This window comes from Streptomyces polyasparticus (assembly GCF_014493765.1).
GTDB classification, from domain to species: domain Bacteria; phylum Actinomycetota; class Actinomycetes; order Streptomycetales; family Streptomycetaceae; genus Streptomyces; species Streptomyces polyasparticus.
In genome coordinates this window covers 36,097-60,293 of the sequence record NZ_JACTVJ010000022.1, presented here as the reverse complement: position 1 = coordinate 60,293, position 24,197 = coordinate 36,097, and the positions used below count along the sequence as shown (strand labels likewise).

At 71.2% G+C, this 24,197-nt stretch carries 23 protein-coding genes; 11 read left to right on the top strand and 12 right to left on the bottom strand.

Going from position 1 to position 24,197, the window contains the following annotated elements; translation table 11 throughout:
* The first annotated feature begins 42 nt into the window (after positions 1-42).
* Positions 43-2,157 carry an ATP-binding protein gene (locus H9Y04_RS35935; protein ID WP_187818375.1) on the top strand — a complete coding sequence of 705 codons (2,115 nt, stop codon included), beginning with the start codon at positions 43-45 and terminating at the stop codon, positions 2,155-2,157.
* A gap of 86 nt (positions 2,158-2,243) precedes the next feature.
* Here H9Y04_RS35935 and H9Y04_RS35930 read toward each other — a convergent pair whose 3' ends face one another.
* Positions 2,244-2,387 (bottom strand): hypothetical protein, encoded by a 144-nt coding sequence (locus tag H9Y04_RS35930; protein ID WP_187818374.1) that lies wholly within the window; start codon positions 2,385-2,387, stop codon positions 2,244-2,246.
* Between the two features lie 222 nt (positions 2,388-2,609).
* On the opposite strand from H9Y04_RS35930, the gene H9Y04_RS35925 reads away from it, so the two are divergent.
* The 4 genes from H9Y04_RS35925 to H9Y04_RS35910 all read left to right on the top strand — a co-directional run bounded on the left by H9Y04_RS35925 (position 2,610) and on the right by H9Y04_RS35910 (position 5,806).
* Entirely contained in the window at positions 2,610-3,734 is a 1,125-nt protein-coding gene (locus tag H9Y04_RS35925) for a DUF5937 family protein (protein ID WP_187818373.1), read from the top strand.
* Positions 3,735-3,911: 177 nt separating this feature from the next.
* On the top strand, positions 3,912-4,655 hold the full coding sequence (locus H9Y04_RS35920) for a CPBP family glutamic-type intramembrane protease (RefSeq protein WP_187818372.1): 744 nt from the start codon (positions 3,912-3,914) through the stop codon (positions 4,653-4,655).
* Between the two features lie 42 nt (positions 4,656-4,697).
* Positions 4,698-5,045 carry a PadR family transcriptional regulator gene (locus tag H9Y04_RS35915; RefSeq protein WP_187818371.1) on the top strand — a complete coding sequence of 116 codons (348 nt, stop codon included), beginning with the start codon at positions 4,698-4,700 and terminating at the stop codon, positions 5,043-5,045.
* Positions 5,042-5,806, top strand: coding sequence for an HAAS signaling domain-containing protein (locus H9Y04_RS35910; RefSeq protein WP_187818370.1), 765 nt, complete (start codon positions 5,042-5,044; stop codon positions 5,804-5,806). Before H9Y04_RS35915 ends, H9Y04_RS35910 begins: the two co-directional genes overlap by 4 nt.
* 149 nt (positions 5,807-5,955) lie before the next feature.
* Here H9Y04_RS35910 and H9Y04_RS35905 read toward each other — a convergent pair whose 3' ends face one another.
* The 3 genes from H9Y04_RS35905 to H9Y04_RS35895 form a co-directional block, all read right to left on the bottom strand.
* Positions 5,956-6,588, bottom strand: coding sequence for an AAA family ATPase (locus tag H9Y04_RS35905; RefSeq protein ID WP_187818369.1), 633 nt, complete (start codon positions 6,586-6,588; stop codon positions 5,956-5,958).
* A gap of 4 nt (positions 6,589-6,592) precedes the next feature.
* Complete coding sequence (locus H9Y04_RS35900; RefSeq protein ID WP_187818368.1) at positions 6,593-7,264, bottom strand: response regulator transcription factor; 672 nt, start codon at positions 7,262-7,264, stop codon at positions 6,593-6,595.
* Positions 7,265-7,327: 63 nt separating this feature from the next.
* Positions 7,328-8,533: a sensor histidine kinase gene (locus tag H9Y04_RS35895; RefSeq protein WP_187818367.1), complete on the bottom strand. Its 1,206-nt coding sequence runs from the start codon at positions 8,531-8,533 to the stop codon at positions 7,328-7,330.
* 157 nt (positions 8,534-8,690) lie between these two features.
* Between H9Y04_RS35895 and H9Y04_RS35890 the strand changes: the two genes are divergently transcribed.
* Entirely contained in the window at positions 8,691-9,365 is a 675-nt protein-coding gene (locus H9Y04_RS35890; RefSeq protein WP_187818366.1) for a DNA alkylation repair protein, read from the top strand.
* 48 nt (positions 9,366-9,413) lie between these two features.
* On the opposite strand, the gene H9Y04_RS35885 is transcribed toward H9Y04_RS35890, so the two are convergent.
* The gene (locus tag H9Y04_RS35885) at positions 9,414-10,754 is read right to left on the bottom strand and encodes a PH domain-containing protein (protein WP_308801567.1); all 1,341 of its coding nucleotides are present in this window, start codon (positions 10,752-10,754) and stop codon (positions 9,414-9,416) included.
* Entirely contained in the window at positions 10,751-11,266 is a 516-nt protein-coding gene (locus tag H9Y04_RS47090) for a PH domain-containing protein (protein ID WP_236071893.1), read from the bottom strand. The genes H9Y04_RS35885 and H9Y04_RS47090 overlap by 4 nt, the downstream gene beginning before the upstream one ends.
* 53 nt (positions 11,267-11,319) lie before the next feature.
* Between H9Y04_RS47090 and H9Y04_RS35880 the strand changes: the two genes are divergently transcribed.
* Entirely contained in the window at positions 11,320-12,471 is a 1,152-nt protein-coding gene (locus H9Y04_RS35880) for an NADH-quinone oxidoreductase subunit D (protein WP_187818364.1), read from the top strand.
* On the opposite strand, the gene H9Y04_RS35875 is transcribed toward H9Y04_RS35880, so the two are convergent.
* From H9Y04_RS35875 to H9Y04_RS35855, 5 genes are all read right to left on the bottom strand, one after another.
* Positions 12,436-13,443, bottom strand: coding sequence for an SAM-dependent methyltransferase (locus tag H9Y04_RS35875; RefSeq protein WP_308801566.1), 1,008 nt, complete (start codon positions 13,441-13,443; stop codon positions 12,436-12,438). The genes H9Y04_RS35880 and H9Y04_RS35875 overlap by 36 nt on opposite strands.
* A 683-nt stretch (positions 13,444-14,126) precedes the next feature.
* Positions 14,127-15,194 carry a hypothetical protein gene (locus H9Y04_RS35870; RefSeq protein WP_187818362.1) on the bottom strand — a complete coding sequence of 356 codons (1,068 nt, stop codon included), beginning with the start codon at positions 15,192-15,194 and terminating at the stop codon, positions 14,127-14,129.
* A 134-nt stretch (positions 15,195-15,328) separates the two neighbouring features.
* Positions 15,329-16,321: an ABC transporter substrate-binding protein gene (locus H9Y04_RS35865; protein ID WP_438818194.1), complete on the bottom strand. Its 993-nt coding sequence runs from the start codon at positions 16,319-16,321 to the stop codon at positions 15,329-15,331.
* A gap of 172 nt (positions 16,322-16,493) precedes the next feature.
* Positions 16,494-17,174, bottom strand: a complete 681-nt coding sequence (locus tag H9Y04_RS35860; RefSeq protein WP_187818361.1) for an ABC transporter permease — start codon at positions 17,172-17,174, stop codon at positions 16,494-16,496.
* Complete coding sequence (locus H9Y04_RS35855) at positions 17,171-17,932, bottom strand: ABC transporter permease (RefSeq protein ID WP_214661966.1); 762 nt, start codon at positions 17,930-17,932, stop codon at positions 17,171-17,173. Before H9Y04_RS35855 ends, H9Y04_RS35860 begins: the two co-directional genes overlap by 4 nt.
* 134 nt (positions 17,933-18,066) lie before the next feature.
* Here H9Y04_RS35855 and H9Y04_RS35850 point away from each other — a divergent pair, with 134 nt between their 5' ends.
* Positions 18,067-19,227, top strand: a complete 1,161-nt coding sequence (locus tag H9Y04_RS35850; protein ID WP_187818360.1) for an ABC transporter ATP-binding protein — start codon at positions 18,067-18,069, stop codon at positions 19,225-19,227.
* Between the two features lie 61 nt (positions 19,228-19,288).
* Here the strand turns inward: H9Y04_RS35850 and H9Y04_RS35845 are convergent, their stop codons facing one another.
* Complete coding sequence (locus tag H9Y04_RS35845; RefSeq protein WP_187818359.1) at positions 19,289-20,398, bottom strand: alpha/beta hydrolase; 1,110 nt, start codon at positions 20,396-20,398, stop codon at positions 19,289-19,291.
* A 211-nt stretch (positions 20,399-20,609) separates the two neighbouring features.
* Here H9Y04_RS35845 and H9Y04_RS35840 point away from each other — a divergent pair, with 211 nt between their 5' ends.
* From H9Y04_RS35840 to H9Y04_RS35830, 3 genes are all read left to right on the top strand, one after another.
* Entirely contained in the window at positions 20,610-22,397 is a 1,788-nt protein-coding gene (locus H9Y04_RS35840; protein ID WP_438818193.1) for a phosphatidylglycerol lysyltransferase domain-containing protein, read from the top strand.
* A 120-nt stretch (positions 22,398-22,517) separates the two neighbouring features.
* Complete coding sequence (folP, locus tag H9Y04_RS35835; RefSeq protein ID WP_187818357.1) at positions 22,518-23,462, top strand: dihydropteroate synthase; 945 nt, start codon at positions 22,518-22,520, stop codon at positions 23,460-23,462.
* Positions 23,459-23,908 carry a nuclear transport factor 2 family protein gene (locus H9Y04_RS35830; protein WP_187818356.1) on the top strand — a complete coding sequence of 150 codons (450 nt, stop codon included), beginning with the start codon at positions 23,459-23,461 and terminating at the stop codon, positions 23,906-23,908. Before folP ends, H9Y04_RS35830 begins: the two co-directional genes overlap by 4 nt.
* The last annotated feature ends 289 nt before the right edge of the window (positions 23,909-24,197 follow it).

The following is a 24,197-nucleotide window of genomic DNA, read 5'->3' as shown; positions in this document are numbered from 1 at the left end:
GGATAATCGAGCCGAACCGTCGGAATGGCTAGGGGGTCGGCCATGAAGACCTGCGCACCGCAAGGGCGGCCCGGCAATCTGCCGCCCGAGACGAGCACCTTCGTCGGCCGCGAGAGCGAACTGCGCGCCGCGGCCCGCGCGTTCGGCACGACCCGCCTGGTCACGCTGACCGGCCCGGGCGGGGTGGGCAAGACCCGGATCGCGCTGCGGGCGGCGGAGCGCCTTGGATCCCGGCTGGCCCAAGGGGCCTGGTTCGTGGAGCTCTCGCCGGTGCTCGACCCGGCCCTCGTCCCGCAGGCCGTGACCAACGCGCTCGGACCGGTGGACCAGACGTCCCGGCCACTGCTCGACGTACTCGTGGAGTACTTACGGGAGCGGGAGCTGCTCCTTGTCCTGGACACATGCGAGCACCTGGCCGAGGCGTGCGGAGAGCTCGCCGTGCGGCTCCTGGACGCCGCGCCCGGCCTGCGCGTGCTCGCCACGAGCCGGCAGCCGCTGGGCGTCCCCGCCGAGCGCCTGATCGCCGTCGGCCCGATGGAGACCGGGCGCGACGGCGACGCCGTCACCCTGCTCGCCGACCGCGCGTGGCCGGAAGGCACGACGGACGAGGGCAGCCCTGTCTCTGTGCCGGCGGGTGAACTGGCCAGGATCTGCACCCTGTTGGACGGCATCCCGCTCGCGATCGAACTCGCCGCCGCACGGCTGCGGACGACACCTGTCGAGGAGCTGGCCCGGCGGCTCGCCGAGCCGATGTCCGCCCTCTCCCCCGCCGAGGCCCCGGCCACCGGGAACCGCCATGCGGGGCTGCGGACCAGCATCGGCTGGAGCCACGAGTGGTGCACCCCTCGCGAGCGGCTCCTTTGGGCCAGGCTCTCGGTCTTCCCCGGCAGTTTCGAGAGCGCGGCCGTGGACTACGTATGCACCGGGGAGCCGTTCTTCGGGTTCGATCTCCATGCCGAACTGAACTCACTGGTGGCCAAGTCCATCGTGCTGCAAGAGGGCAAGGCCGGGGGCGGGTACGGGGCACACCGCTACCGGTTGCTCGACACGATCCGGGAGTACGGAGCCGAGTGGCTCGAACGGCTGGGTGGGACACGGCAGTTGCGCAGAAAGCACCGGGACTACTACCGGCACCTGGCGCTGACGTTCTGCGACGCGTGGGTGGGGCCCCACCAGGTCGAGTGGACCGCGCGCATGTACGCGGAGCTGCCGAATCTGCGGCTCGCCATGTCCGAGTGCGTGGAGTCCTCCGTGGAGATGGCGTTGGAGATGGCCGGGGACCTGGTCGCCTTCGGGGTCTGCTGCGGGCACGCACGTGAGGTGCGCGGCTGGACGGAGGCCGCACTCGCCGCGGATCCCGCCTGCCGGGGTCCGCGGGCCCGCGCCCTGTGGTCGTGCGCCTACGCCACCCTGGCACAGGGCGAGCTGCGCACCTGCATCACCTTGGCCGAGCAGGCGCATGAACTGGCTGTCGAGCAGCAGGACGAGGCGGCGGAGACCGGAGCCCTGTACGCGTATGCCTCGGCGAAGACCGTGCTGGGCGAGACGGACCAGGTGGTGCCCCTGTTCGACGAGGTGCACGAGAAAGCCGAGCGGCTCGGCCTCGCCTGGATCGGGGTGATGAGCCTGGCCACCAGGGCATGGGCGCATGTGGTCCGGGGTGAGCCCGATCAGGCACGGGACACGGTGGCCCGGCTCAAGGTGCTCGCCAGGGCGAGCGGCGAGCTGTGGGCCGGCGGGTTCGGCGAGTTCATCCTCGGCAACCTGAGCATCGCGCAGGGCCGGTTCGGCCCGGCCCTGGGGTCCTTGCGCGTCGCCCTGGAGGCGAAGCGGCGACTGGCGGACCCGTTCGGGATGGCTCTCGCCCTCGACGCACTCGCCGTCGCGGCCTGCGGTGACGGCCGGCCGGAACTGGCCGCCCGGGCCTGCGGAGTCACCGACCGCCTGTGGGACGGCCTGGGCACACCGCACCTCGGCGCGCCGGGGCTGACCGAGGCGCGCCGGGCCTGCGAGGAGAAGGCCCGCGCGGAGCTGGGCGCGGAGGCGTACGGCGTCCACTACCTGCGCGGCTACACGGAACGGTCGGCGACCGTCGGTGTCGATTACATCCTCCGCCTGCTGCCGGGCCCGCCCGCGGGGAGCGGCTTCGAGGCCTGACGGGCGTGGGCGCCGGCCGGATCGCGGATCGCCGGGCGGGCGGGCCCGCGCGGCAGGCCGGATGTCGCCGCCCGCGCCCGGCCTCCTCAGCGGCGCACGGAACCTGCGCGCACATGGCGCCACAGCTCCTTGAGCACGCGCCAGTCGTGCCGTCCGGGCGCGGGCGGGAGCGGGGCGCCGTGGCGCGCGGCGCGGTGGAGGTCGAGGTGATGCTGGGCGGTGATGCTCATTGCTGTGCCCTTCGTGGCAGGGATGACAGGAGTGACAGAGGCGACTGGAGTGACAGGGGCGACTGGAGTGACAGAACTGAGGTGGGTGCCGGGCCGGCCGTGCGTCGGCGCAGCGGCCCGGCGGTCTCGACGTTCCGCCCGCCCGATGCCGCCGGTCACGCCGATTGACAGGAGCCGTCAAACGACAGGGGCGCTGTCGGCGGCGCAGGGCACACTGGCGGCATGAGCTTCACCCTCGACATCAGCGCCCTGCCGCAGGACCGCGTGCATGAGCGGATAGCCTTCGTGCCCTCTCCGCTGGCGGAGCTGAGCATGACCCTGCACACCCTGAGCGAGCCCGGCCACCACCCCGGCATGCAGGGCTGGGCGACCTCCGTGATGGCGGGACTCGACCAGTGCTTCGCGGAGCGTCTGTGCGAGGCGGAGTTCCTGTGGCGGTCGACGTTCTCGGACATCTTCATGCCGTTCTCGGGCCTGGCCGATCCCGGTGCCCTGCCCGCGGGCACGCTCGCCGAGGAGCTCGACCAGCTGGACAAGCTGGAGGACGAGCAGTTCGTCGACGCGGCGCTCGAGTTCACCTGCACCCTGGCGTACGGGAAGCTCGCCGCCGCTCCGCTGCTCAGCGACGCGGACGCCCGCCGGCGCGTGCTCGAGCTCGCCGCCACCCGCGGCACCCGGCAGGTGCAGTTCACGCAGCGGCTGCTCGACGATCCGCCGGCCGTGCGCGCCTGGATCCGGCGGCTGCTGCTCGACTGCGAGGAGGAGTTCTTCGGTGACGTATGGGCGCGGGTGCATCACCAGCTCGCCGCCGATGCCCGGCACAAGAGCGAGCTGCTGCGGCACAAGGGGCTCGGCACAGCACTGACCTCCGCGTCCAAGGCCCTGAGCCTGACCGACGACGAGCGGACGATCGAGGTAGACAAGCTGGTCTTCGGGCGGACGGTCCTCCCCGAGGACGGCACGCTCCGGCTGATCCCGACCGTGATGGGCCGCCCGCATCTGCTCGTGCTGCACCGGTACGGATGGACGCCGGCGATCCACTACCCGGTCGCGGGCGAAACGCTCTCCTCCACGGCCTCCGTCGAGGAGCTGACCCGCCGCATGGAGGCGCTCTCGCATCCCGTACGGATGCGCCTGTGCCGGAACCTGGCGCGGGGCGCGTACACGACGAGCGAGCTGGTCGACGTGCACGGGATGAGCGCGCCCGAGATCTCCCGCCACCTGGCCGTGCTCAGGAAGGCCGGTCTGATCACGGCCCGGCGGCGCGGGCGGTACGTACTGCACCAGCTGGATCTGTCGAAGGTGGCCCGGCTCGGGAGCGACTTCATCGAAGGGGTGCTGCGCTGAGCGGTCCGCTCGGGCATCCACGCAGGGATCCACGCAGGGATCCACGCAGGCATCCACGCAGGGATCCACGCAGGCATCCACGCAGGGATCCCCGCGAAGTCCGCACAACTACATAGGTTGTATTCCTGACTAGGTAGCTCTACCGTCTAGGTAGCCACCTGGTGAAAGGGGCAACCCATGGCCATCTCCCCGGAGTTCGGCACCGCCGGTGCCGCCGCGACCGCCGTCCTCGCCGCGTATCTCCTGCTCGCCGACCCCTGGATCGGCCGCCGGATGTACGCATCCCTGGAGCGCCGCCGCGACAGCGAACCGCGCGCGCTCGTCCGCTACTTCGCCCTGGTGACGGTCCTGTGGTGGCTGGCCGCCGCCCTCGCCGGAGCCGCCCTGCTCGCCGCCGACGACGTGGCCGCCTCCGATGTCGGCCTCGGGGCCCCCGAATCCCCTTGGTACGCGGCCCTGTTGTGCGCGCTGCTCGTCGTCGGCGCCGTCGTGACCGGGCGGAGTCTGCGCCGTCTGCACGCCGAGGGCCGCAGTGTGCCCGGCCTGAGCACCATCGCCGCGATGCTCCCGCGCACCCCGGCCGAACGCCGGATCGCGACCGTCGCCGCGGTCACCGACGGCCTGTGCGCGGAGTTCGTGTACCGCGGCCTGCTGATCGCCTTCGGCGTCGGCGTGCTCGGCCTCAACGTCTATGTCGCCGCGGCCATTTCCCTCGCCGCCTACGCTCTCGCCGGCCTCTACCAGGGCCGCCGCGGAGTGCTCGCCTTCGCGGTCTTCGGGGCGATCGCCACCATGTTCTACCTGGTCACCGGCTCGCTTCTGGTGCCCGTGGTGTTCCATGTGGTGATGACCGTACGAGACCTGGCGTTCATCCCCGTACCGCCTCGGGAACGCCGCTCGGGCGCTCACGCGACCCTTTGAGAGACCCCATGCCTCCGGGCTCCCCGTACGAAAGGCACAGACGTGACCGCCACTCCGGCCGACCGCAGAGCCAGCTGGTTCAAGGGTGTCCTGGATCTGCTCGTGCTCGCGAGTCTGACCGGCGGGGAGAGTTACGGGTACGAGATCGCCAAGACGCTGGACGCGGCGGGATTCGGGCGGATCAAGGGCGGGACGCTCTATCCCGTACTGAACCGGCTTGAGGAGGCCGGTCTGGTGGCGGCCGAGTTCCGGGCGGCCGACAAGGGGCCGGGGCGGCGGTACTACACGCTGACCGACGCGGGGCGGGACACGCTGCAGGCGCAGGGCGGGCAGTGGCTGGCGTTCGAGGCATCCGTACGGGAGCTGCTCGCCAAGGGGGGCGTGGCATGAGCGACGCGAACGCCGGATACGTGGCCGAACTGGCCGCCGCGCTGCGCGAGTCGGGGCTCCCGGAGGAGCGGGTGGCGGCGACGGTCGCGGATGTCGCCACGCATCTGCAGGAGACGGGGGCGGACGGCCTCGACGAGTTCGGTCCTGTCGGTGAGTTCGCCGCGCAGTTGGCGCCGGCCGGTGCGGAGGCGGTCGCGGAGAGCCCGGTCGAGACCTGGCGCTGGACCGCGGACACGTATGCGGACGAGGCGCTGCTCAACCGTTTCGGCGCGGAGGGCTGGGAGGTCGAACGGATCGACGCGCTCGGCCGGTTCGTGAGCCGGCGCGACGCCGAGCGGCCGCTGAGCTGGGAGTACCGGCGCGAACTGGTCTCACTGCTCGGCCGCGAGGACCTCGACGAGCGGCTCGCGCCCGACGGCTGGGAGGCGTGCGGCAACTGGCTGATGTACGCGTGGTTCAAGCGGCCGGTCGCGGTCCGCGAGGGTCCCGCGGCCGAGCTCGCCGCTCCTGCGCCCCGGCCGGCCGCGCGCAGTGGCCTGGGTCGCTACGTCAGCCGCCGTCTGCGCTGGACGCTCGCGCTCACGGCCGTGACGCTCGTGGTCGCGGCGGTCGTCGTCGGCCTTGCGGAGGGCGACGCCGCGTCGGGTCTGGGCTTCGCGGGCGGGCTGCTCGCGGGGGCCGCCGTACCGCTGGGGCTGATGGCGGTGGTGTCGTGGCGTACGGAGAGGGTGCGGGGGCGGGCGGATTCGGAGGCGCTGTGAATGTCAGCGCCTGCGGCGTTTGAGCAGACCCGAACGAAGTTCGGATGCGAGGTCCGGGGCGGAGCCCCCCACGCGCGGCGGAGCCGCAAAATGTCACAGCCGGGATGGGCCGGGGCGAGGAGAAAAGCACGCCGAAGGCGCCCACCCCCTCAGTCGAACCGAATGTGCCTGGCCCCGGTAGCCGCCCGCCGCAGCCGCCCCCGTAGCGGACCGTCCGTGTTCGGCAGGAGGGGCAGGCCCGCCGACTCGGCGATGGTGTCCGCGACTTGGGGGATCGGGAGCGAGTCCGTCCACAGGTGCTCGGCGAACTCGGGGCGTGCCAGGGACTCCAGGCAGGCGTCGAGGCGGCGTACGGCGAAGGTCTCGCGGCGAAGGGGCGCGTCCTTGCCCGCCACGAGCTGGAGCGCGCGGCCGAACGCCCGCTCGCGCAGCCGGTTCAGGACCGTCTCGCGGGAGGCGAGCAGCGCGAAGTGGTGGACCTCGTGGCCGCGTTCGCGCAGCCGGCCGACCGTCTCCTCGAAGTACGCGGGGTCGATCACGGTCATCGGCACGAGCACCGGCCCGTCGTGCTTGGCGAGTGCCAGGTCGAGGACCTCGTAGACGCCCTGGCGCCAGGCCGGCAGATCCTGGAAGTCGCCGCGCAGCGCGGGCGGCAGCATCCGGTGCAGTCCGAAGCCCACGTGCTCCGGATCGCAGACCACACTCCCGGGCAGCCTGCGCCGCAGCTCGTACGCGGTCTGCGTCTTGCCGCCGCCGAAGGGGCCGTTGATCCAGACGAGCACCGGCTCAGCTCCCGCCGCCGGCGCGCACCAGGCCCGTCTCGTACGCGAGGACGACGACCTGGACGCGATCGCGCAGCCCGAGCTTGGTGAGGATCCGGCCGACGTGGGTCTTCACGGTGGCCTCGGACAGGACGAGCCGGGCGGCGATCTCGCCGTTCGACAGGCCCTGCGCGACCAGGATCATGACCTCGCGCTCGCGGCCGGTGAGGAGTTCGAGCTCCTTCTGGGGCGGCTGCGCGCCGGTGTTCGGGAGCATCGGGGCGAAACGGTCGAGCAGACGACGGGTCGTGGACGGAGCCACCACCGCGTCCCCGCTGTGCACGGCGCGGATCGCGCCGAGCAGCTCGGCGGGCGGCACGTCCTTGAGCATGAACCCGGACGCACCGGCCTTCAGGCCCGAGAACGCGTACTCGTCGAGGTCGAAGGTGGTCAGGATGAGCACCTTCGGCGGGTTGTCCTGCTCGCAGATACGGCGGGTCGCCTCCACCCCGTCGAGCCTCGGCATCCGCACGTCCATCAGGACCACGTCGACCGCCGTGGCCCGCAGCACCTCGAGCGCCTCCGCGCCGTCGCCGGCCTCCGCGACCACCTCCATGTCCGGCTGCGCGGCGAGCACCATCCGGAACCCGGTGCGCAGCAGCACCTGGTCGTCGACGAGCATCACGCGGATGGTCATGGGGTTCCTTCCAAGGACTTCGGAGCGGGATCGGGGCTTCGGGAACGGGGACAGTGACAGGTGTCAGTGGGCCGGTTTGAGCGGCAGCAGGGCGCTGATGCGGAATCCTCCGCCGGGTCGGGGCCCGGCGTCCAGGGTGCCGCCGACCATGCCGACGCGCTCCCGCATCCCGATCAGACCATGACCGCGGCCGTCCGCGCCGCCGTCCTCGTACAGCTCGTGGGGCGCGCCCTTGCCGTCGTCCTCGACGAGCAACCCGAGCCCGTCGTCGAAGTAGACGATGCGCACACTCGCGCCGGCGTTGGGCCCGCCGTGCTTGCGGGTGTTCGTGAGGGCTTCCTGCACGATGCGGTACGCGGTGAGCTCCACTCCGCTGGGCAGCGGCCGCGGCGTCCCCTCGACCTTGAAGTCGACGGTGAGTCCGGCCTCGCGGCACTGGCTGACGAGGTCGTCGATCTGCTCGACGTCGGGCTGCGGCACGTACTCGCCGCCCTCGGCGGGCTCGCCCGTGCGCAGCACGCCGAGCAGCCTGCGCATCTCGGCGAGGGCCTGGCGGCCGGTGCCCGAGATGGTCTCCAGGGCCTTCTTCGCCTGGTCGGGGGCCTGGTCCATGACATACGCGGCGCCGTCGGCCTGGACGACCATCACGGACACGTTGTGCGCGACGACATCGTGCAGCTCCCTGGCGATCCGGGCGCGCTCGGCGGCCACGGCGACCTTGGCCTGCGCCTCGCGTTCCCGCTCAAGGCGTGCGGCGCGCTCCTCCAGCTGGGCGAAGTAGGCGCGGCGGGTGCGCAGCGAGTCGCCGAGCACCCAGGCGAGCAGGAACGGAACGATCATGAAGCCCGTGAGCAGAACGGTGCCGACCGCGCCCGTCCCGTTGTCCTCGTGCCAGCGCAGCTGGGAGAGCGGCGCGGCGACCAGGCCGCCGCCGAGGGCGAAGCGCCGGGCCCAGGTGACGTCGCGGGCCGCGACCGTGTAGATGATCACGAGCATCGCGAAGTTCGCGACCATCACGTCGTTGTCGGTGATCAGCTGGACGAGGCCGCCGCCCGCGGAGAGCAGCAGCATCTGTTCGGGCGCCCTGCGGCGCAGGGCGACGACCACGCACTGGACCAGCGCGAGCAGCGCCGCCATGACGCCGGGGTCGCGCGCCTCCTGGCTCGCCTCCGTGACAAGACCGAGCGCGGTCATCCCGAAGAGCACGACAGCCCAGAAGCTGTCGACACCCGTGGGGTGTCTGCGGAGGAAGTCGTAGAGGCGCTGCACGTAACCCAGCGTAGAGACGGGGGGCACGTGCTGGGGTCAACCGCAGGGGCGATACGTGGAGCGGGGGCGTACTCCCCAAGGTGGATACGGTGCTGCGCCCGGCCCTGACCTACCCTGAATCCGCAGCCGTACGGAGAAGGAACCGAGGTGACCCGTCGTGGACCAGGTCGAGGAGCTGCTCGCGGAGCTCGCCGCGCTGGACGAGCCCAAGGTCCGGGCCGTCAACGAGAAGCACGGGGACGATCACGGGGTCAATCTCGGCAAGCTGCGGGCCATCGCCAAGCGGCTCAAGACCCAGCAGGAGCTCGCGGAGGAGCTGTGGGCCACCGATGACACCGCGGCGAAGCTGCTCGCGCTGCTGATCTGCCGGCCGAAGGCCTTCGAACGGGATCAGCTGGACGCGATGCTGCGCCGGTCCCGTACGCCGAAGGTCCAGGACTGGCTCGTGAACTACGTGGTCAAGAAGAGCAAGCACGCCGAGGAGCTGCGGCTCGCCTGGACCGAGGACCCGGACCCTGCGGTGGCCAGTGCCGGCTGGGCGCTGACCGCCGAGCGCGTGGTCAAGAAGCCCGAGGGGCTCGATCTCGACGGGCTGCTCGATGTGGTCGAGGCCGAGATGAAGGATGCTCCGGAGCGCCTGCAGTGGGCGATGAACATGGTGCTCGCCCAGATCGGCATCGAGAACCCGGGGCTGCGCGCCCGCGCGCTGGCCATCGGTGAGCGTCTGGAGGTTCTGAAGGACTACCCGACCTCGCCGGGCTGCACCTCTCCGTACGCACCGGAGTGGATCAACGAGATGGTGCGCCGGCAGGAGGCCGCGGCCGCGAAGTAGGGCGTGGGCGCAAGCCCGAAGCAAGGTGGCGGGCGCAAGGGCGCGGCCTCACGCCCCCTCCCCCGCCATCCACCGGTCGGGCCGCGCCTCCCGCCGCCCCGTACGCGAGCGCTCCGCCTGGGACTCCAGGAGCTCCGAGGCCTCGGCGGAGGACCGCAGCCGGGCCGCGACCGAGGTGTTGGCTCCGGTCTCGACGTGGATGTCAGCCACGCCGTGCAGCCGCATCCAGGGCCCCTGCGACAGCCGTACGCTCTGCACCTTGGCGTGCGGGACCAGGGAGAGCTTGCGGCTCAGACGGCCGTGGCGGGCGGCGAAGACCGTCTCGGTGACCGCGAGGCCGTAGCCGCGCCACCACAGCGGTACGCACCAGCGCGCCGAGGCCGGCGGCCGGGAGAGGCCGGAGGGGACGACGACGCCCGGCAGGATCCGTTCGATCACCGCTTCGGCGATCTCGCGGGGCGCGACCGGCACCAGGACGTCGTTGGAGGATCCGGCGACATCCAGCTCGATCCGGACCCAGCCGCGCCGCCGCCACAGGAGCGGCTCGACGATGTGCACGGTCTGCACCCGGCCCGGCGGCACCGTCTCGTGCGCCTTGTCGAGCAGGCCGTGGTCGAGGCGCAGGCCGTCCTGGGAGGCGCCGACGGTCCAGTCGTACTCCTTGATGAACCGCCCCACGCTGCTCGCGCCCGCCGCGCCCAGGAGCGGGATCCCGGTGCCGATGACCAGCGGAAGGGAATGCGTGAGGAACCAGAGCCCGACCGGCACGGCGATGCCGGTGACCGCCCACGCCCACATTCCGCCGGACAGGGCCAGGGAGATCGCGAGCATCTTCGGCGGTACGTGCAGCAGGACCGCGGCCGGTGCCTCGCCCACCTCGCGGGCGTGCTCGGGCGCGAACCCGGCCGCGCGGGCGAGGAGTTCGGCGCGCAGGGCGCGGGCGTCGGGCTCGCTGAGATACGCCAGTTCGTCCTTCTTGTCCGCGCCGATGACGTCCATCTTCAGCTTGGCGACGCCCAGGAAGCGGGCGAGCAGCGGCTGGTTCAGGTCGACGGCCTGCAGCCGGTCGAGCCGGATGTGCGCGGTGCGGCGGAAGACCAGGCCGGTGCGGATGCGCAGCTCGGTGTCGGTGACCGAGAAGTGCGTGAACCACCAGCTGAGGAATCCGTAGAGGCAGGCGAAGAGGACCAGCGCGCCGCCGGCGAGCAGCACGGTCTCGGCGGCGAGGTCGGAGACCCGGCGGTACGCGCCGTCCGGATCGTGCACCGCCCAGCCAGCGCCGACGGCGACCGGGGCCCAGGCGCGGCGCAGGGGGGTGACGGGGTGCAGCCGCCGCTCGCCGGGCGCGGGCCGGGCTTCCGTGGCCTGCTCCTCCGCCTCCGGGTTCACAGCCCCGCCGATCGGGCCTCGCCCAGCTCGGTGAGCCGGTCCCGCAGGCGTTCGGCCTCGGCGGGGTCGAGCCCGGGGATGGTCGCGTCCGTGGCGGCCGCCGCCGTGTGCAGCTGCAGGCTCGCCAGGCCGAACTTCCGCTGCAGCGGCCCCGATTCGACCTCCACGAGCTGCATCCGCCCGTACGGGACGACCGTCTCCTCGCGCCACATCACACCGCGCTGGATCAGCAGATCGTCCGCGCGCTCCGCGTACCGCCACGAGCGCCAGTTCCGCCCGAGCATCGGCCAGCCCCAGACCAGGAAGAAGCCGGGGATCAGCGCGAAGAGCGCCCAGACCGGACCTGCGAACAGCCACAGGAGCACGGCGGTGCCGACCGTGATCGGCGCCAGCCACAGCACGAGCAGCAGCCTGCGCAGCCTCAGCATCGCGGCCGGCAGCCCCTGCCAGCTCGGCTCCTTCTGCTGTGGAGCGCGCCCGCCGGGCACCCCGCTCGTCGTCCCCGCCGTCATCCCGGTCTCCCCTGGCTTCACGACTACCACCCTACGTACGACAGACTGTGCGCATGAGTCCCAAGACGGAGACCATGATCGGTATCGGCGGAGCCGCGGAGAGCACCGACATGGTGCTCAACATCGGCCCACAGCACCCGTCCACGCACGGCGTGCTGCGCCTGAAGCTGGTGCTCGACGGTGAGCGCATCGTGCAGGCCGAGCCGGTCATCGGCTATATGCACCGCGGCGCCGAGAAGCTCTTCGAGGCGCGCGACTACCGGCAGATCGTGATGCTGGCCAACCGCCACGACTGGCTCTCCGCCTTCTCCAACGAGCTGGGTGTGGTCCTCGCCGTCGAGCGGATGCTCGGCATGGAGGTGCCCGAACGTGCCGTGTGGACCCGCACTCTGCTCGCCGAGCTGAACCGCGTCCTCAACCACCTGATGTTCCTTGGTTCGTACCCTCTCGAACTGGGCGGAATCACCCCGGTGTTCCATGCCTTCCGGGAACGCGAGGAACTCCAGGCGGTGATGGAGGAGGTCTCCGGCGGCCGGATGCACTACATGTTCAACCGGGTCGGCGGCCTCAAGGAGGACCTGCCTCTGGGATGGACGCAGCGCGCCCGCGCGGCGGTTGCCTCGGTCCGCTCCCGGATGGACGTCTACGACCGCCTCGTCCTCGGCAACGAGATCTTCCGCGCCCGTACGCGCGGGGTCGGCGAACTGACCGCCGCGGCCGTCCACGCGTACGGAGTGAGCGGGCCCATCGCCCGCGCCTCCGGCGTGGACTTCGACCTGCGCCGCGACGAGCCGTATCTCGCGTACGGCGAGCTGCAGTCGGCGCTGAAGGTGGTCACGCGCGAGGAGGGCGACTGCCTGGCCCGCTTCGAGGTCCTCCTGGAGCAGACGCACAACTCCCTGGACCTGGCCGACGCGTGCCTCGACCGCATGGCGGACCTTGCGCCCGGCCCGATCAACCAGCGGCTGCCGAAGGTGCTCAAGGCCCCTGAGGGCCACACGTACGCCTGGACCGAGAACCCGCTCGGCATCAACGGCTACTACCTGGTCTCCAAGGGCGAGAAGACCCCGTACCGCCTCAAGCTCCGCTCGGCCTCGTACAACAACATCCAGGCCCTCATCGAGCTGCTGCCCGGCACGCTGGTCGCGGACATGGTCGCGATCCTCGGCTCACTGTTCTTCGTGGTCGGGGACATCGACAAGTAGCGCCTGGGGCGCGATGCCCACCGGCTGGAGCAGCCAGCCGAAGTCGCCGAGGCCGCCGCGCGCGGTGAGTTCGGCGGCCTCGCCCGCCCGCGCGAGCGCGCGCACGTAACCCGCCGGATCGGTGGAGGCGAGCGCGAGCGGCGGGCGGCCTGCGGGGATGCCCAGCGCCTGCAGCGCCTCGCGCTGCGTCAGGAGTACGGCGCCGTCGCAGGCACAGGCGTCCAGGGCGACGTGGGCGGTGATGTCGCAGGAACCGTCCGGTACGGGCCGGCACTCGCGGCCCTCTTTGAATCCGGTGAGCGTCCCGAACGGGGGCCGGTGCTCCCTGCCGTGCGCGTAGTCCACGGCCACGGCCAGACCGCGGCGCACCGCCCCGGCCGCCCGCGCCCAGGCCTCGTCCCTCGGCCGCCCGATCTCGGCCCGGTTGCCGGGCTCGTCGCCCAGCGGCCACCACCGCGCGAGCCACTCGCTGTCGGGGCCCGGGGCGAGGGGCTGTCCGAGCGTCTCGGTGCCGTCTTCGTGTACGAGGACTTCGCGGGCGATGCCGTTCTCGTCGACCTCGGCGACGTCGACGGGCACGTTGTCGAGCCACTCGTTGGCGAAGAGCAGGCCGTTGATGTCCGCGGGGATCTCGGCGGTCCACTCGACCGCGGCGTCGATGCCGGTCGGCCTCTCCGCCCGCTCGACGGCGTACGCCCTGACGCGCGCGGCCGTCGCCGGCTCCAGCATCCTGAGCACTCCCTGCGTCAACTCGCCCCGCCCGGCGCCCACATCGACGAAGTCGAGGGTGCCGGGGTGGCCGAGGGCACGGTCGACGCGGGTCAGGAGCTCGGCGACGGCCTGGGCGTACAGCGGGGACGCGTGCACGGAGGTGCGGAAATGCCCGCCGGGCCCTTCCGGCCGCAGATAGAACCCACCGGGCCCGTACAACGCCTGCTCGACGGCGTCCCGCCAACGGATTCCTGTGGTCACGCCACGAGTATCCCTGGGCCCCGGCCCACCTCGTGCCTGCGCCTGCGCCTGCGCCTGCGGCGGGCTTTCCCCCACCCCGCCCCTTCCCGCTGTATCGATTTGCGGCTTCGCCGCGGGCGTGGGCTGCGCCCCCAGGCCCCCGGGGTGGGTGGGCCGACGTGGGGCTTCGCTCCTGGGTCTTGTGAGCACCCGGGTGGGTGGGCCTCTTGGGGCTTCGCCCCTTGCCCCCTATCGCGCTGAACGCGCTCGTCCTCAAACGCCGGACGGGCTGGAGGTGGACGCTCCGTCCAGCGTGGCCGCACGCGGCCGCGCACCGGTCGAGCCAGAACCCCACTCGGCCCGCAGCCGCAAGCCGTTGCCGGGGCACAAGCCCACCCGCCCGACCCCCAACGTGATGCGGCCGGACCAGAACCCCATCCGACCTGCAGCCGCGATGCGGCGGGAGGGGACGGGGTGAGGTGCCTGGTTTTCGGGCGGACCGTTGGCAACAAGGTGAGTCCCTCGGTACCGGCCCACATTGCCCGAAAACCAGGTACCCCACCCCGGCACCGACCCCAAAGCGAAGCAGCAGGCGGCGGCAAGCGGACCAGCCGGAACAGACCCGCGGCCAAGCCAACGAGACGAACCGGGCACGCGGCCAAACCGGCGGGACGCAGGTCAGACCGGCGGGTCGGAACCGAGCCTCAGCCGCCCGAAGCCACCGAGCGCAGGGACGCCACGTCGATCTGCTCGGTCTCGTCGTGGGCCGTGAGGTCGATGACCTCGCCGACCGCCCGCTCCGCCGTCTCCCGCGCCTTGAACTGCCCCTCGGCCTCCGCCTTGTGCACCGCGAGAGCCTCCGCCCCCACCACATCCGCGAGGTCCTCGTTCTGCACCGCCGCGATCTCCGCCGCGCCGCCCCCCGACTTCGTACCGAAGAAGTCGAAGCCACCGATCAACGGCCGGCGCACCGGCGTATGCGGCGCCACGGCCACCGCGGGCCGGGCCACCGGGGACAAGGCGGCCGCACGCTCATGCGCGACGACCGCCTCGGACTTCCCCTGCTCCGTCGCCTCCTCCGAAGCCGAAGCCGAAGCCGAAGCAGAGGCAGAGGCAGAGGCCGAACCAGCCCCCACCGCAGGCATCCCGTTCACGGAGCCCACAGAGCCCGAACCCACGGGCCCGACGCCCCCGCCACCCCGCTGCTGCGGCACCTTCGCCAACTTGTCCAGGGCCGCATTCGCCTTGAGGTACAGCGACACCGTCCCCCGCGGCACACCATCCGCCCCCGCCGGCGGCAACGCCCGCGCCGGAGCCGCAGCCTCGATCGCCAGCTGACGCCGCCCTTCGAGCGCGCTCGCCCGCTCCGTCTCCGCCGTGGCGTACCGCCGCAGCAACGCCGCGTGTTCGCCCCGCAGCGCCGCAAGTTCACCCCGCTTCGACCGCAGCCGCGCCTCGAGCTTGCCGCGCAGCTCACGCGATTCGTCGAGATCCGTCTCCAGCTCGGCTATGCGCTCGTCGTACTTCCACTCGTCGCTCGCCCGCGCCCGCGTCAGCTCGGCGACCCGCTTCCCTGCGAGCCGGTCCCAGCGGCGCATGACGATCGCGCCGACCACGGCGGAGGCCGCCGCGACCCCGGCGAGTGCGCGCAGCACCACGGTGTCGGGAACCAGCCAGGTACTCGCCGCGGCGAGAACGGACACGGCGGCGACCGTCGACGGCGGAAGCAGTCGGTGCAGTGGGGGTGAATGGCGGTGGCGTCCACGTGGCATGGCCAGAAATTTACCGCGCGTAGGCATCACTCGGACCCCCGCCCGGCAATCTGTTCCCTTCCGGTTACTGAACTCCGCACGGAACACTCCACCGCCCTCACCGCACCACCGTCTACTTCTTCTCGAACAGACCCCTACTTCTTGAGCAGCCCCTTCGACTCCAGGTACTCCTTCGCCGCATCGGTCTCCTTCACACGCTCGGCGTCGACCTTCCTGTTGAGCTCCGTGAGGTCCTCCGTCGTGAGGGTCTGCGTGAGCTTCGCGAGAACGTCCGCGATCTCCTTGGCACCCGCGTCCTTGGTGTTGACGACCGGCAGGACGTTGTCCGCGTTCTGCAGATTCTTGTCGTCCTCCAACAGGACCAGGTCGAAGTTGCCGAGCGTCGCGTCGGTCGTGGTGGTGAGCACCAGCTGGTCCTCACCGTTCTTCACGGCCTGCTTGGACTGCGGGGTGCCGACGCCCTTGGGGTCGATCCCGGCGACGTCGATCCCGTACTTCGCCTTCAGACCGGGCGCGCAGAACGGCCGCACCTCGCATTCCTCACCGGCCGCGATCTTCACCTTGAGCTTGGACTTGCCGAGATCGGAGAGGGTCTTGAGGTTGTTCTTCTCCGCGAATTCCTTGCTGACCGCGAAAGCGTTCTGGTCCACGGCCTCGCCGGCCGGAAGGACCGTGAGCCCGCGCGGCTTCGCGAGCTTCTCCAACTCGGCGACCGTCTTGGCCACATCGCTGGACGCGACCGGCTTCTTCTCGGGGGCCTCGGGGCCGTTCACCTTGGCGTTGAGGAATTCCGCGAGCGTCGCCGCGTACTCGGCGACGACGTCGATATCGCCCTTTTCCAGGGCTGGTTCATAGAGCTCACGCGTTTCGACGGTCTTGATCGAGGTGTCGTATCCGGCATCGGCGAGCAGCTGTGCGTACAGCTCGGCGAGGACCTTGGACTCGGTGAATCCGGCCGAACCCACCACCAGCGAGCCCTTCTTGTCACCGCCGCTGCCGCTGTCGCCGGAGCCGCCCGAGCCCTTGTCCTCCAGGCTGTCGCCGCCGCACGCGGTCAGCCCCGCGCCGAGAGCCACGACCACGGCCGCGGCCGCCGCCATCCGTATGCCACGCGGGAACTTGTTCATGGATCCACCATTCATGGTTGTCGCAAGGAAGTTGTCTGAAGGAGTTGCCTGAAGGAGTTGTCTGAAGGAGTCGCCTGAAGGAAGTCGTCCGAAGGAGCTGTCTCGGCGAAGTCGTCCCGGCGAAGTTGTCTCAGCGAAGCCGCCTCAAGGAAGTCGTCTCGAAGAGGGCGTCTCAGACAGCCGACGACGTGCGCCCGCGCATCGGGTCGCACCACTTGCCGACCAGCACGAGCACCAGCTCCACCAGGAGCGCAAGGCCGCCGACGAGGATCGCGCCGGCCACCACCTGCGCGGTGTTCTGCACCGCGAAGCCGTACGTGATGATCCGCCCGAGGCCCCCCTCACCGGCCATCGCCGCCAGGGCCGCGGTCGCCACGACCTGCACGGTCGCCGAGCGGAGCCCGGTCATGATCAGCGGATACGCGAGGGGCAGTTCGACCCGCAGGAACACCTGCCCTCCGCTCATGCCCATGCCGCGCGCGGCCTCCACGACCGAGCGGTCGACCTCGCGCATACCGATATAGGCGTTGGTGAGCAGCGGCGGCACGGCGAAGAGCACCAGCGCGATCAGCGTGGGCAGATCGCCGTGGCGGCCGAGCGGCGTCATGGTGAGCAGCACGAGGATGGCGAGGGTGGGGATCGCCCGCCCCACGTTGGAGAGATTGACCGCGAGCGCACCGCCCTTGCCGATATGGCCGAGCCAGAGCGCGAGCGGCAGAGCGATCAGACACGCCACGGCCAGGCAGACCCCGGTGAAGTAGAGGTGCTCGGCCAGGCGGTTGAACACCCCCTTCTCGCCCTGCCAGTTGGCACCCGTGGTGAGCCACTCCAGCGCACCCGATATCGCGTTCATGCCGGTTCTGCCACCTTCGCGATCCGGGAGTCACGTATTCGGCCACCAGGTGCTTCGGCCCGCACCCGGGTCCAGGGGGTCAACAGCCTCTGCAGCAGCAGCAACAGCAGGTCCGCCACGATCGCGAGCGCCACGCACAGCACGGACGCCGTGAGCACCTGGGCCTTGAAGTCGCTGTCGAGGCCGTCCATGATCAGGCCGCCGAGCCCGCCGTAATCGACGATGGCCCCGACGGTGGTCAGCGCGACCGTGGACACCGTGGCGATCCGGACACCGGCGAGGATCGCCGGGAGCGCCAGCGGCAGTTCGACCTCCCAAAGGAGCCGCCCCGGCCCGTACCCGAGCCCGCGCGCGGCTTCTCGCGCCTCCGCCGGTACGGCCGCGAGACCCGCCATCACATTCCGTACGAGAATCGTCAGCGAGTAGAGCACCAGGCCCGTGATCACCAGGGCCGGCGAGAGCCCGAACACCGGAAGCAGCAGCGAGAACATCGCGAGCGAGGGAATCGAGTAGAGCGCCGTGGTCAGCCCGAGCACGGGGCCCGCGAACCCCTTGCCCGCGCGCGCGAGCAGCGCGAGGGGGAAGGCCACCAGCAGGCCGATCACGACCGAGGCGGCCGTGATCCACACATGCTGGACGGTCGCGTCGATCAGCTCCTGGCTGCGTGTCTCGAAGTACTCGGGACACACCCACTCGTTCGCCACCAGGCAGTTCACCTGGTCCACTGCACTCGTCGCAGCACTTGTCGCGGCACTCATCACGGCGCTCACCTCCCCCGTCACGCCGAACGTATGTATGCCCGAAGACACTAAACCCCCGCACTGACAATCGCCGAGGACTGGCGTCTTGCAGCAACATGGCGTTCACAACAAGCCCACCACAATGGGGAGTCATGATCCGGTTCGAGCACGTCAGCAAGCGGTACGCCGATGGCACCATGGCCGTCGACGACCTGTCCTTCGAGGTCGCGGCGGGTGAACTGGTCACCCTGGTGGGCCCGTCGGGCTGCGGCAAGACCACCACCATGAAGATGGTGAACCGGCTGATCGAGCCCACATCCGGGCGGATATTCCTCGACGGCGAGGACATATCCGATATCGATCCGGTCCAGCTGCGGCGCCGTATCGGCTATGTGATCCAGCAGGTCGGCCTCTTCCCGCACAAGACGGTCCTGGAGAACACCGCGACCGTTCCCCATCTCCTCGGCTGGAAGAAGGGCGAGGGAAAGAAGCGCGCCGCCGAACTGCTCGACCTGGTGGGCCTCGACCCCTCCGTCTACGGCGACCGCTACCCGGAGCAGCTCTCCGGCGGCCAGCGCCAACGGGTCGGCGTGGCAAGGGCATTGGCCGCCGATCCGCCCGTGCTCCTGATGGACGAGCCGTTCGGCGCGGTCGACCCGGTGGTGCGCGAGCATCTGCAGACGGAGTTCCTGCGGCTGCAGCAGGAAGTGAACAAGACGGTCCTCTTCGTCACACATGACATCGAGGAGGCCGTACGGCTCGGCGACCGTATCGCCGTCTACGGCCAGGGCCGTATCGAGCAGTACGACGCCCCCGCCGCGGTGCTCGGCGCTCCCGCCACGGACTATGTCGCCGATTTCGTCGGCTCGGACCGCGGTCTGAAGCGGCTCTCGGTCACTCCGATCGAGGTGACCGACCTCGAACAGCCCCCCGTCGTACGCCCGGAGGACGACGCGAAGAGCGCCGCCGAGCAGATGCGCGCGGAGGGCGCCGGCTGGGCGGTCGTGCTCGACACCTCCGGCGAACTGCACGGCTGGGTGGGCGCCGGCCATCTCACCTCGGGCACGGTGGGCGACCACGCCCGCCGCATGGAGGCCTGGCTGCCGGTCGGCGCCTCGCTGAAGCGGGCGTTCTCGACGATGCTGCAGCACGACGCGGGCTGGATCGCGGTGATCGACGAGGACGGCAGGGGCCGCTTCCTCGGGGTGCTCACGCCGGGCACGCTGCACGAGGCGCTGCGACGGTCCACGGCGGCGGATGCACGCGACATTCCCCGTACGGAAGTGGAGTTGGAGTCGATCACGGGAGCGTGAGGCGCGGAAGGCAAGGAAGGCAAGGAAGGCGCCAGGGCCCGCGCCGGTCCAGCGAAGGGCGCTAAGCCTTCAGCCGCCCGCCGATCCACACCAGCGTCGCCGGGATCTCCCGGCGCCAGGTGTTGAAGTTGTGGCCGCCGGAGTCGAGCAGGATCGAGGAGACCCTGGTCGGCGCCTTGACCTTGTCGATGAACTTCAGGGTGTCCTGGTAGTTGTCCTCGCCCTGCTTGCTGCTGGTCGCGAGCAGCGAGACGGGCGGGGCGGGCTTGTGGTCGAGCAGCCACATCAGGTCGGACTCCTGCTTGAGCTTCTCGTCGCCGTGGAACAGGTCGCCGGTCTGGCCGTCGATCGGCGCCATGTAGTTGGCGGAGAGCCCGGCGCCGGCGGCGAACCGGTCCGGGTGCTTCATCGCGATCTTCAACGCGCAGTAGCCGCCGGTGGAGTTGCCGATCACGCCCCAGTTCTCCGGCTTCGTGCCGATGCGGTACTTACTGGCGACCGCGGTCGGCAGATCCTCGGCGAAGAAGGTCTCGGTCTGCGGGCCGCCCGGTATGTTCACGCACTCGGTGTCGCGGCCGGGGACGATCGAGGGCCGCAGCATGACCAGGATCATCGGCTGCATCTCGCCCTTGCGCGCCTTTTCATTGGCGGTCTGCGGATAGTGCAGGCCCTTGATCAGGTTCTCGGCGGTGCCCGGGTAGCCGGTGATCACGACGGAGGCCGGGAAGTTCTTGTCCTTGTACGCGGGCTGGAAGTACTCCGGCGGCAGATAGACGTACGCGGGGCTGGCGAGCTTGGACTTCGCGCCGGCGATGTCCACCTTCTGGATCTGCCCGCCGACGCGCGGCACCGAGCCGCCGGGCACGTTCACGGACTGCGTGCCGGTCACCTTGACCGGGCCGCTCGCGGTGTCGTGGTCGACCACGACACCGGGCTCCTGCTCCTGGCCGAAGAGGTCGGCCCAGGAGGCGTAGAAGCCGAACTCCCGGTTGGCCGCGAGCCCCACCGAGGCGAACACCATGACCTGGGTCAGGGCGAGCAGCAGGATCCGGCCGAGTACGGCCCGCCAGTTCCGTCCGGCCAGGCGCGGCCAGCACCAGACCGTGCCGACGAACAGGAGCACGGCCAGAAGGACGGCCACTGCCAGCACTGCATCGCTCGTGAGACCCATGGGATTGCTGCCTGTTCTGCCCGGACTGCCTGTCTGCTTTGGGCGGGTTTTGACCGTCTTCGAGTGAACCTGCTCCCCGATCGCGTCGTCCTACAGGGCGCAATCCGCCCGGCGCGCACAGCGGCGGGCACCGGCTCTCGCAGAACCACGGGGTGCGATGTCCAGCTCGATAGATGCGGAAAAAACGGACAAGGTTCCCTTCGGTCCCAGGATGCGCCGTCTGCCCCGAGGTCCGCGCCCCGAGAAGGTCCCGTCCCTGATCGCGACGGCCTGCACCCTGATCGGTCTGCTCGACATCGCCGCCGGCGTCTTCCCGCGCTTCCGGCACAGCCGCATCCACGCCCTGGCCCAGGTCCTGCCGGGCGCCCTCGGCCCGTACGCCGCCGCCCTCGCCATCTGCGCCGGAGTACTGCTCCTGCTGCTCGCGCACGGCCTGCGCCGCCGCAAGCGCCGCGCCTGGCGGGCCGCCGTGGTGCTGCTGCCGCTGGGGGCCCTGGCGCAGTTCACGTACCGGCACTCGATCCTCGGCGTCGTGCTCCCGCTCCTGCTCCTCGCGCTGCTGCTCCGCCATCGGAGTGAATTCGCGGCGCTGCCCGACCCCCGCAGCCGCTGGAAGGCCCTGACGAACTTCCTGCTCATGAGCGTCTTCTCGCTCGGCATCGGCTGCGTGATCGTCAGCACCCACCCCGAGCGCACGGTCGGCGACCCCTCGGTGGCCGAACTGCTCAAGCACGTCGTGTACGGCCTGGTCGGCATGGAGGGCCCGGTCGACTACTACGGCCGTACGTCCTGGACGGTCGGCGCATCCCTCGGCGCCCTCGGCCTGCTCACCGCCCTGACCACGATCTACCTGGCCTTCCGCCCCGAACACCCCGCCGCCCGCCTCACCGCGGACGACGAGGACCGGCTGCGCGCCCTCCTCACCAAGCACGGCGCCCGCGACTCGCTCGGCCACTTCGCGCTGCGCCGCGACAAGGCCGTGGTGTTCTCGCCGAGCGGCAAGGCCGCGGTGACCTACCGCGTCGTCTCCGGCGTGATGCTCGCCAGCGGCGACCCGATCGGCGACGTGGAGGCCTGGCCGGGTGCCATCGAACGGTTCATGGCCGAGGCCGAGGCCCACTCCTGGACCCCCGCGGTGATGGGCTGCTCGCGCACCGGCGGCGAGGTCTGGACCCGCGAGAGCGGCCTGGACGCCCTGGAGCTCGGCGACGAGGCCATCGTCGACGTCACCGACTTCTCCCTGGCGGGACGCGCGATGCGCAACGTCCGCCAGATGGTCAAGCGCATCGAACGCGGCGGCTACACCACCCGCGTACGGCGGGTGCGCGACCTGAGCGACGACGAACTCGACCGCGTCCGCCGCGCCGCAGCCGACTGGCGCGGCACCGACAACGAACGCGGGTTCTCCATGGCACTCGGCCGCATCGGCGACCCCGCCGACGGCGACTGCCTGATCGCCACCGCCCACCTCGACGACCCCGAAACCCCCTCCCCGTACGGCGACTTGAAGGCCGTCCTGCACTTCGTGCCCTGGGGCCCCGACGGCGTCTCGCTCGACCTGATGCGCCGCGACCGCGGCGCCGACCCGGGCATGAACGAACTCCTCATCGTCGCCGCCCTGCAGGCCGCACCCGGTCACGGCATCCAGCGGATGTCGCTGAACTTCGCGATGTTCCGCTCGGCACTCGCCCGCGGCGAACAACTCGGCGCGGGCCCGGTCCTGCGCACCTGGCGCGGACTGCTCGTCTTCCTGTCGCGCTGGTTCCAGATCGAGTCGCTCTACAAGTTCAACGCCAAGTTCCGCCCCCGCTGGGAGCCCCGCTTCGTCGTCTTCCGCTCCTCGCGCGACCTCCCGCGGATCGGCTTCGCCGCGATGCAGGCGGAGGGCTTCGTCACCCCGGCCCTGCCCCGCGCCCTGCGCTTCCTGCGCCCCGCACCGCGACAGCCGCGCGCCTGCGCGCACGAGATCGGGGCCGAACGCGAGGCCCGGGCGGCCTGAGACCCGCGGAGTGCCCCCCTCTCCTCGTACGAGGGGAAGCCCTGCTCCTCGTACGAGGGGAAGCCCCGCTCCTCGTACAAGCGGGGCAGAGCTGCCCCCGTGCGGGCCTAGGCTTGGCGTATGAGTACGTCTCGTGGCCGAGGACATGTCGAGGGCCTGCCCGACTGGGACCGCTGCGCGGTCATGGGTGTGGTCAACGTGACCCCGGACTCCTTCTCCGACGGCGGCCGCTGGTTCGACACCACCGCCGCGGTCAAGCACGGCCTCGACCTCGTCGCCCAGGGCGCCGACCTGGTCGACGTCGGCGGGGAGTCCACGCGTCCGGGCGCCACCCGCGTCGACCAGGACGAAGAGCTGCGCCGGGTCATCCCGGTCGTCCGCGGCCTCGCCTCCGAAGGCGTCGCGGTCTCCGTGGACACCATGCGCGCCACCGTCGCCGCCCAGGCGCTCGCCGCCGGCGCCCTGCTCGTCAACGACGTCAGCGGCGGCCTCGCGGACCCCGAGATGATCCCGGTCGTCGCGGCCGCCGGAGCGCCGTTCGTCGTGATGCACTGGCGCGGCTTCAGCCAGGACATGAACAGCCTCGCCGTGTACGAGGACGTGGTCGGCGAGGTCGTCACCGAAATCAGCGCCCGCCTGGACGCCGTCATCGCCGGCGGGATCGCCCCCGAGCGGATCGTGGTCGACCCGGGCCTCGGCTTCGCGAAGAACGCCGAGCACGACCTCGCCCTCCTTGCCGGCATGCGGGAACTGCGCGCCCTCGGGTACCCGGTGCTCGTCGCCGCCTCCCGCAAGCGCTTCCTCGGCCGCGTCCTGGCCGGACCCGAGGGCGCGCCGCCCCCGGCCCGCGAACGCGACGCGGCCACCGCCGCGGTCTCGGCGATCGCCGCGCACGAAGGCGCGTGGGCGGTGCGGGTACACGAGGTACGGGCCACGGCGGACGCGGTGCGCGTGGCACGCGCGGTCGAAGGCGCCGTGGCACGGCAGCAGACCGGTGAAGCCGGGGCACAGCAGGAGCCCCGTGAAGCCGAGGCACAACAACAAACCCCTGAAGGAGACCGGTGACGTCACGCGTGGACCTCGAAGCCGTCGAGAAGGCCAACACCGCCTTCTACGAAGCGATGGAACGCGGTGACTTCGAGGCGCTCTCCGATCTGTGGCTCACCGGCGACGAAGGCGACGGCGTCACCTGCGTCCACCCCGGCTGGCCCGTCCTGACGGGCCGGGGCGAGGTGCTCCGCTCGTACGCGCTGATCATGGCCAACACGGAGTACATCCAGTTCTTCCTGACCGACGTCAAGATCGCGGTGAACGGGGACACCGCCCTGGTCACCTGCACCGAGAACATCCTGAGCGGCGCACCCTCCGAGGAGGCCGGCGAGCTCGGCCCGCTGGTCGGCCAGCTCGTCGTCGCCTCCAACCTCTTCCGCCGCACCCCGGACGGCTGGCAGCTGTGGTCCCACCACGCATCGCCGGTCCTTGCCGAGCGTGATGCCGAGGACGACGAATAGGAGTCCTCGGAAACCCCGGGACACCCCGCTTTCGACGTACGCGCTCCCGCACGTCGCATTCCCGCCCCGCACGTCGCACTCCCGCCCCGCACGTCCCCCGCCCGAGTGGCCCGCCCGTGCAAAAAGGGTTCATCTCCACGGCACCGGGTAGGCGCCGCAACCAAGCCGCCGTATCACCACCCTGCCCACCTGTCCATAGCCCCCGCGGGCGAGCCCGACCCGCACCCGAAGGTAGATTCGAAGGGGACTGGTGTGCCGACCGCACTCGGCTGCAGCCCGATGAAACCGA

Coding starts and splice junctions, on each gene's coding strand:
- H9Y04_RS35870 (WP_187818362.1), bottom strand. CDS start 15,194: ATGCCACGTGGACGCCACCGCCATTCACCCCCACTGCACCGACTGCTT.
- H9Y04_RS35860 (WP_187818361.1), bottom strand. CDS start 17,174: ATGAACGCGATATCGGGTGCGCTGGAGTGGCTCACCACGGGTGCCAAC.
- folP (WP_187818357.1), top strand. CDS start 22,518: ATGAGTACGTCTCGTGGCCGAGGACATGTCGAGGGCCTGCCCGACTGG.
- H9Y04_RS35910 (WP_187818370.1), top strand. CDS start 5,042: ATGAGCGACGCGAACGCCGGATACGTGGCCGAACTGGCCGCCGCGCTG.
- H9Y04_RS35850 (WP_187818360.1), top strand. CDS start 18,067: ATGATCCGGTTCGAGCACGTCAGCAAGCGGTACGCCGATGGCACCATG.
- H9Y04_RS35845 (WP_187818359.1), bottom strand. CDS start 20,398: ATGGGTCTCACGAGCGATGCAGTGCTGGCAGTGGCCGTCCTTCTGGCC.
- H9Y04_RS35865 (WP_438818194.1), bottom strand. CDS start 16,321: ATGAACAAGTTCCCGCGTGGCATACGGATGGCGGCGGCCGCGGCCGTG.
- H9Y04_RS35930 (WP_187818374.1), bottom strand. CDS start 2,387: ATGAGCATCACCGCCCAGCATCACCTCGACCTCCACCGCGCCGCGCGC.
- H9Y04_RS35880 (WP_187818364.1), top strand. CDS start 11,320: ATGAGTCCCAAGACGGAGACCATGATCGGTATCGGCGGAGCCGCGGAG.
- H9Y04_RS35935 (WP_187818375.1), top strand. CDS start 43: ATGAAGACCTGCGCACCGCAAGGGCGGCCCGGCAATCTGCCGCCCGAG.
- H9Y04_RS35920 (WP_187818372.1), top strand. CDS start 3,912: ATGGCCATCTCCCCGGAGTTCGGCACCGCCGGTGCCGCCGCGACCGCC.
- H9Y04_RS35855 (WP_214661966.1), bottom strand. CDS start 17,932: ATGAGTGCCGCGACAAGTGCTGCGACGAGTGCAGTGGACCAGGTGAAC.
- H9Y04_RS35900 (WP_187818368.1), bottom strand. CDS start 7,264: ATGACCATCCGCGTGATGCTCGTCGACGACCAGGTGCTGCTGCGCACC.
- H9Y04_RS35925 (WP_187818373.1), top strand. CDS start 2,610: ATGAGCTTCACCCTCGACATCAGCGCCCTGCCGCAGGACCGCGTGCAT.
- H9Y04_RS35840 (WP_438818193.1), top strand. CDS start 20,610: ATGCGCCGTCTGCCCCGAGGTCCGCGCCCCGAGAAGGTCCCGTCCCTG.
- H9Y04_RS47090 (WP_236071893.1), bottom strand. CDS start 11,266: ATGACGGCGGGGACGACGAGCGGGGTGCCCGGCGGGCGCGCTCCACAG.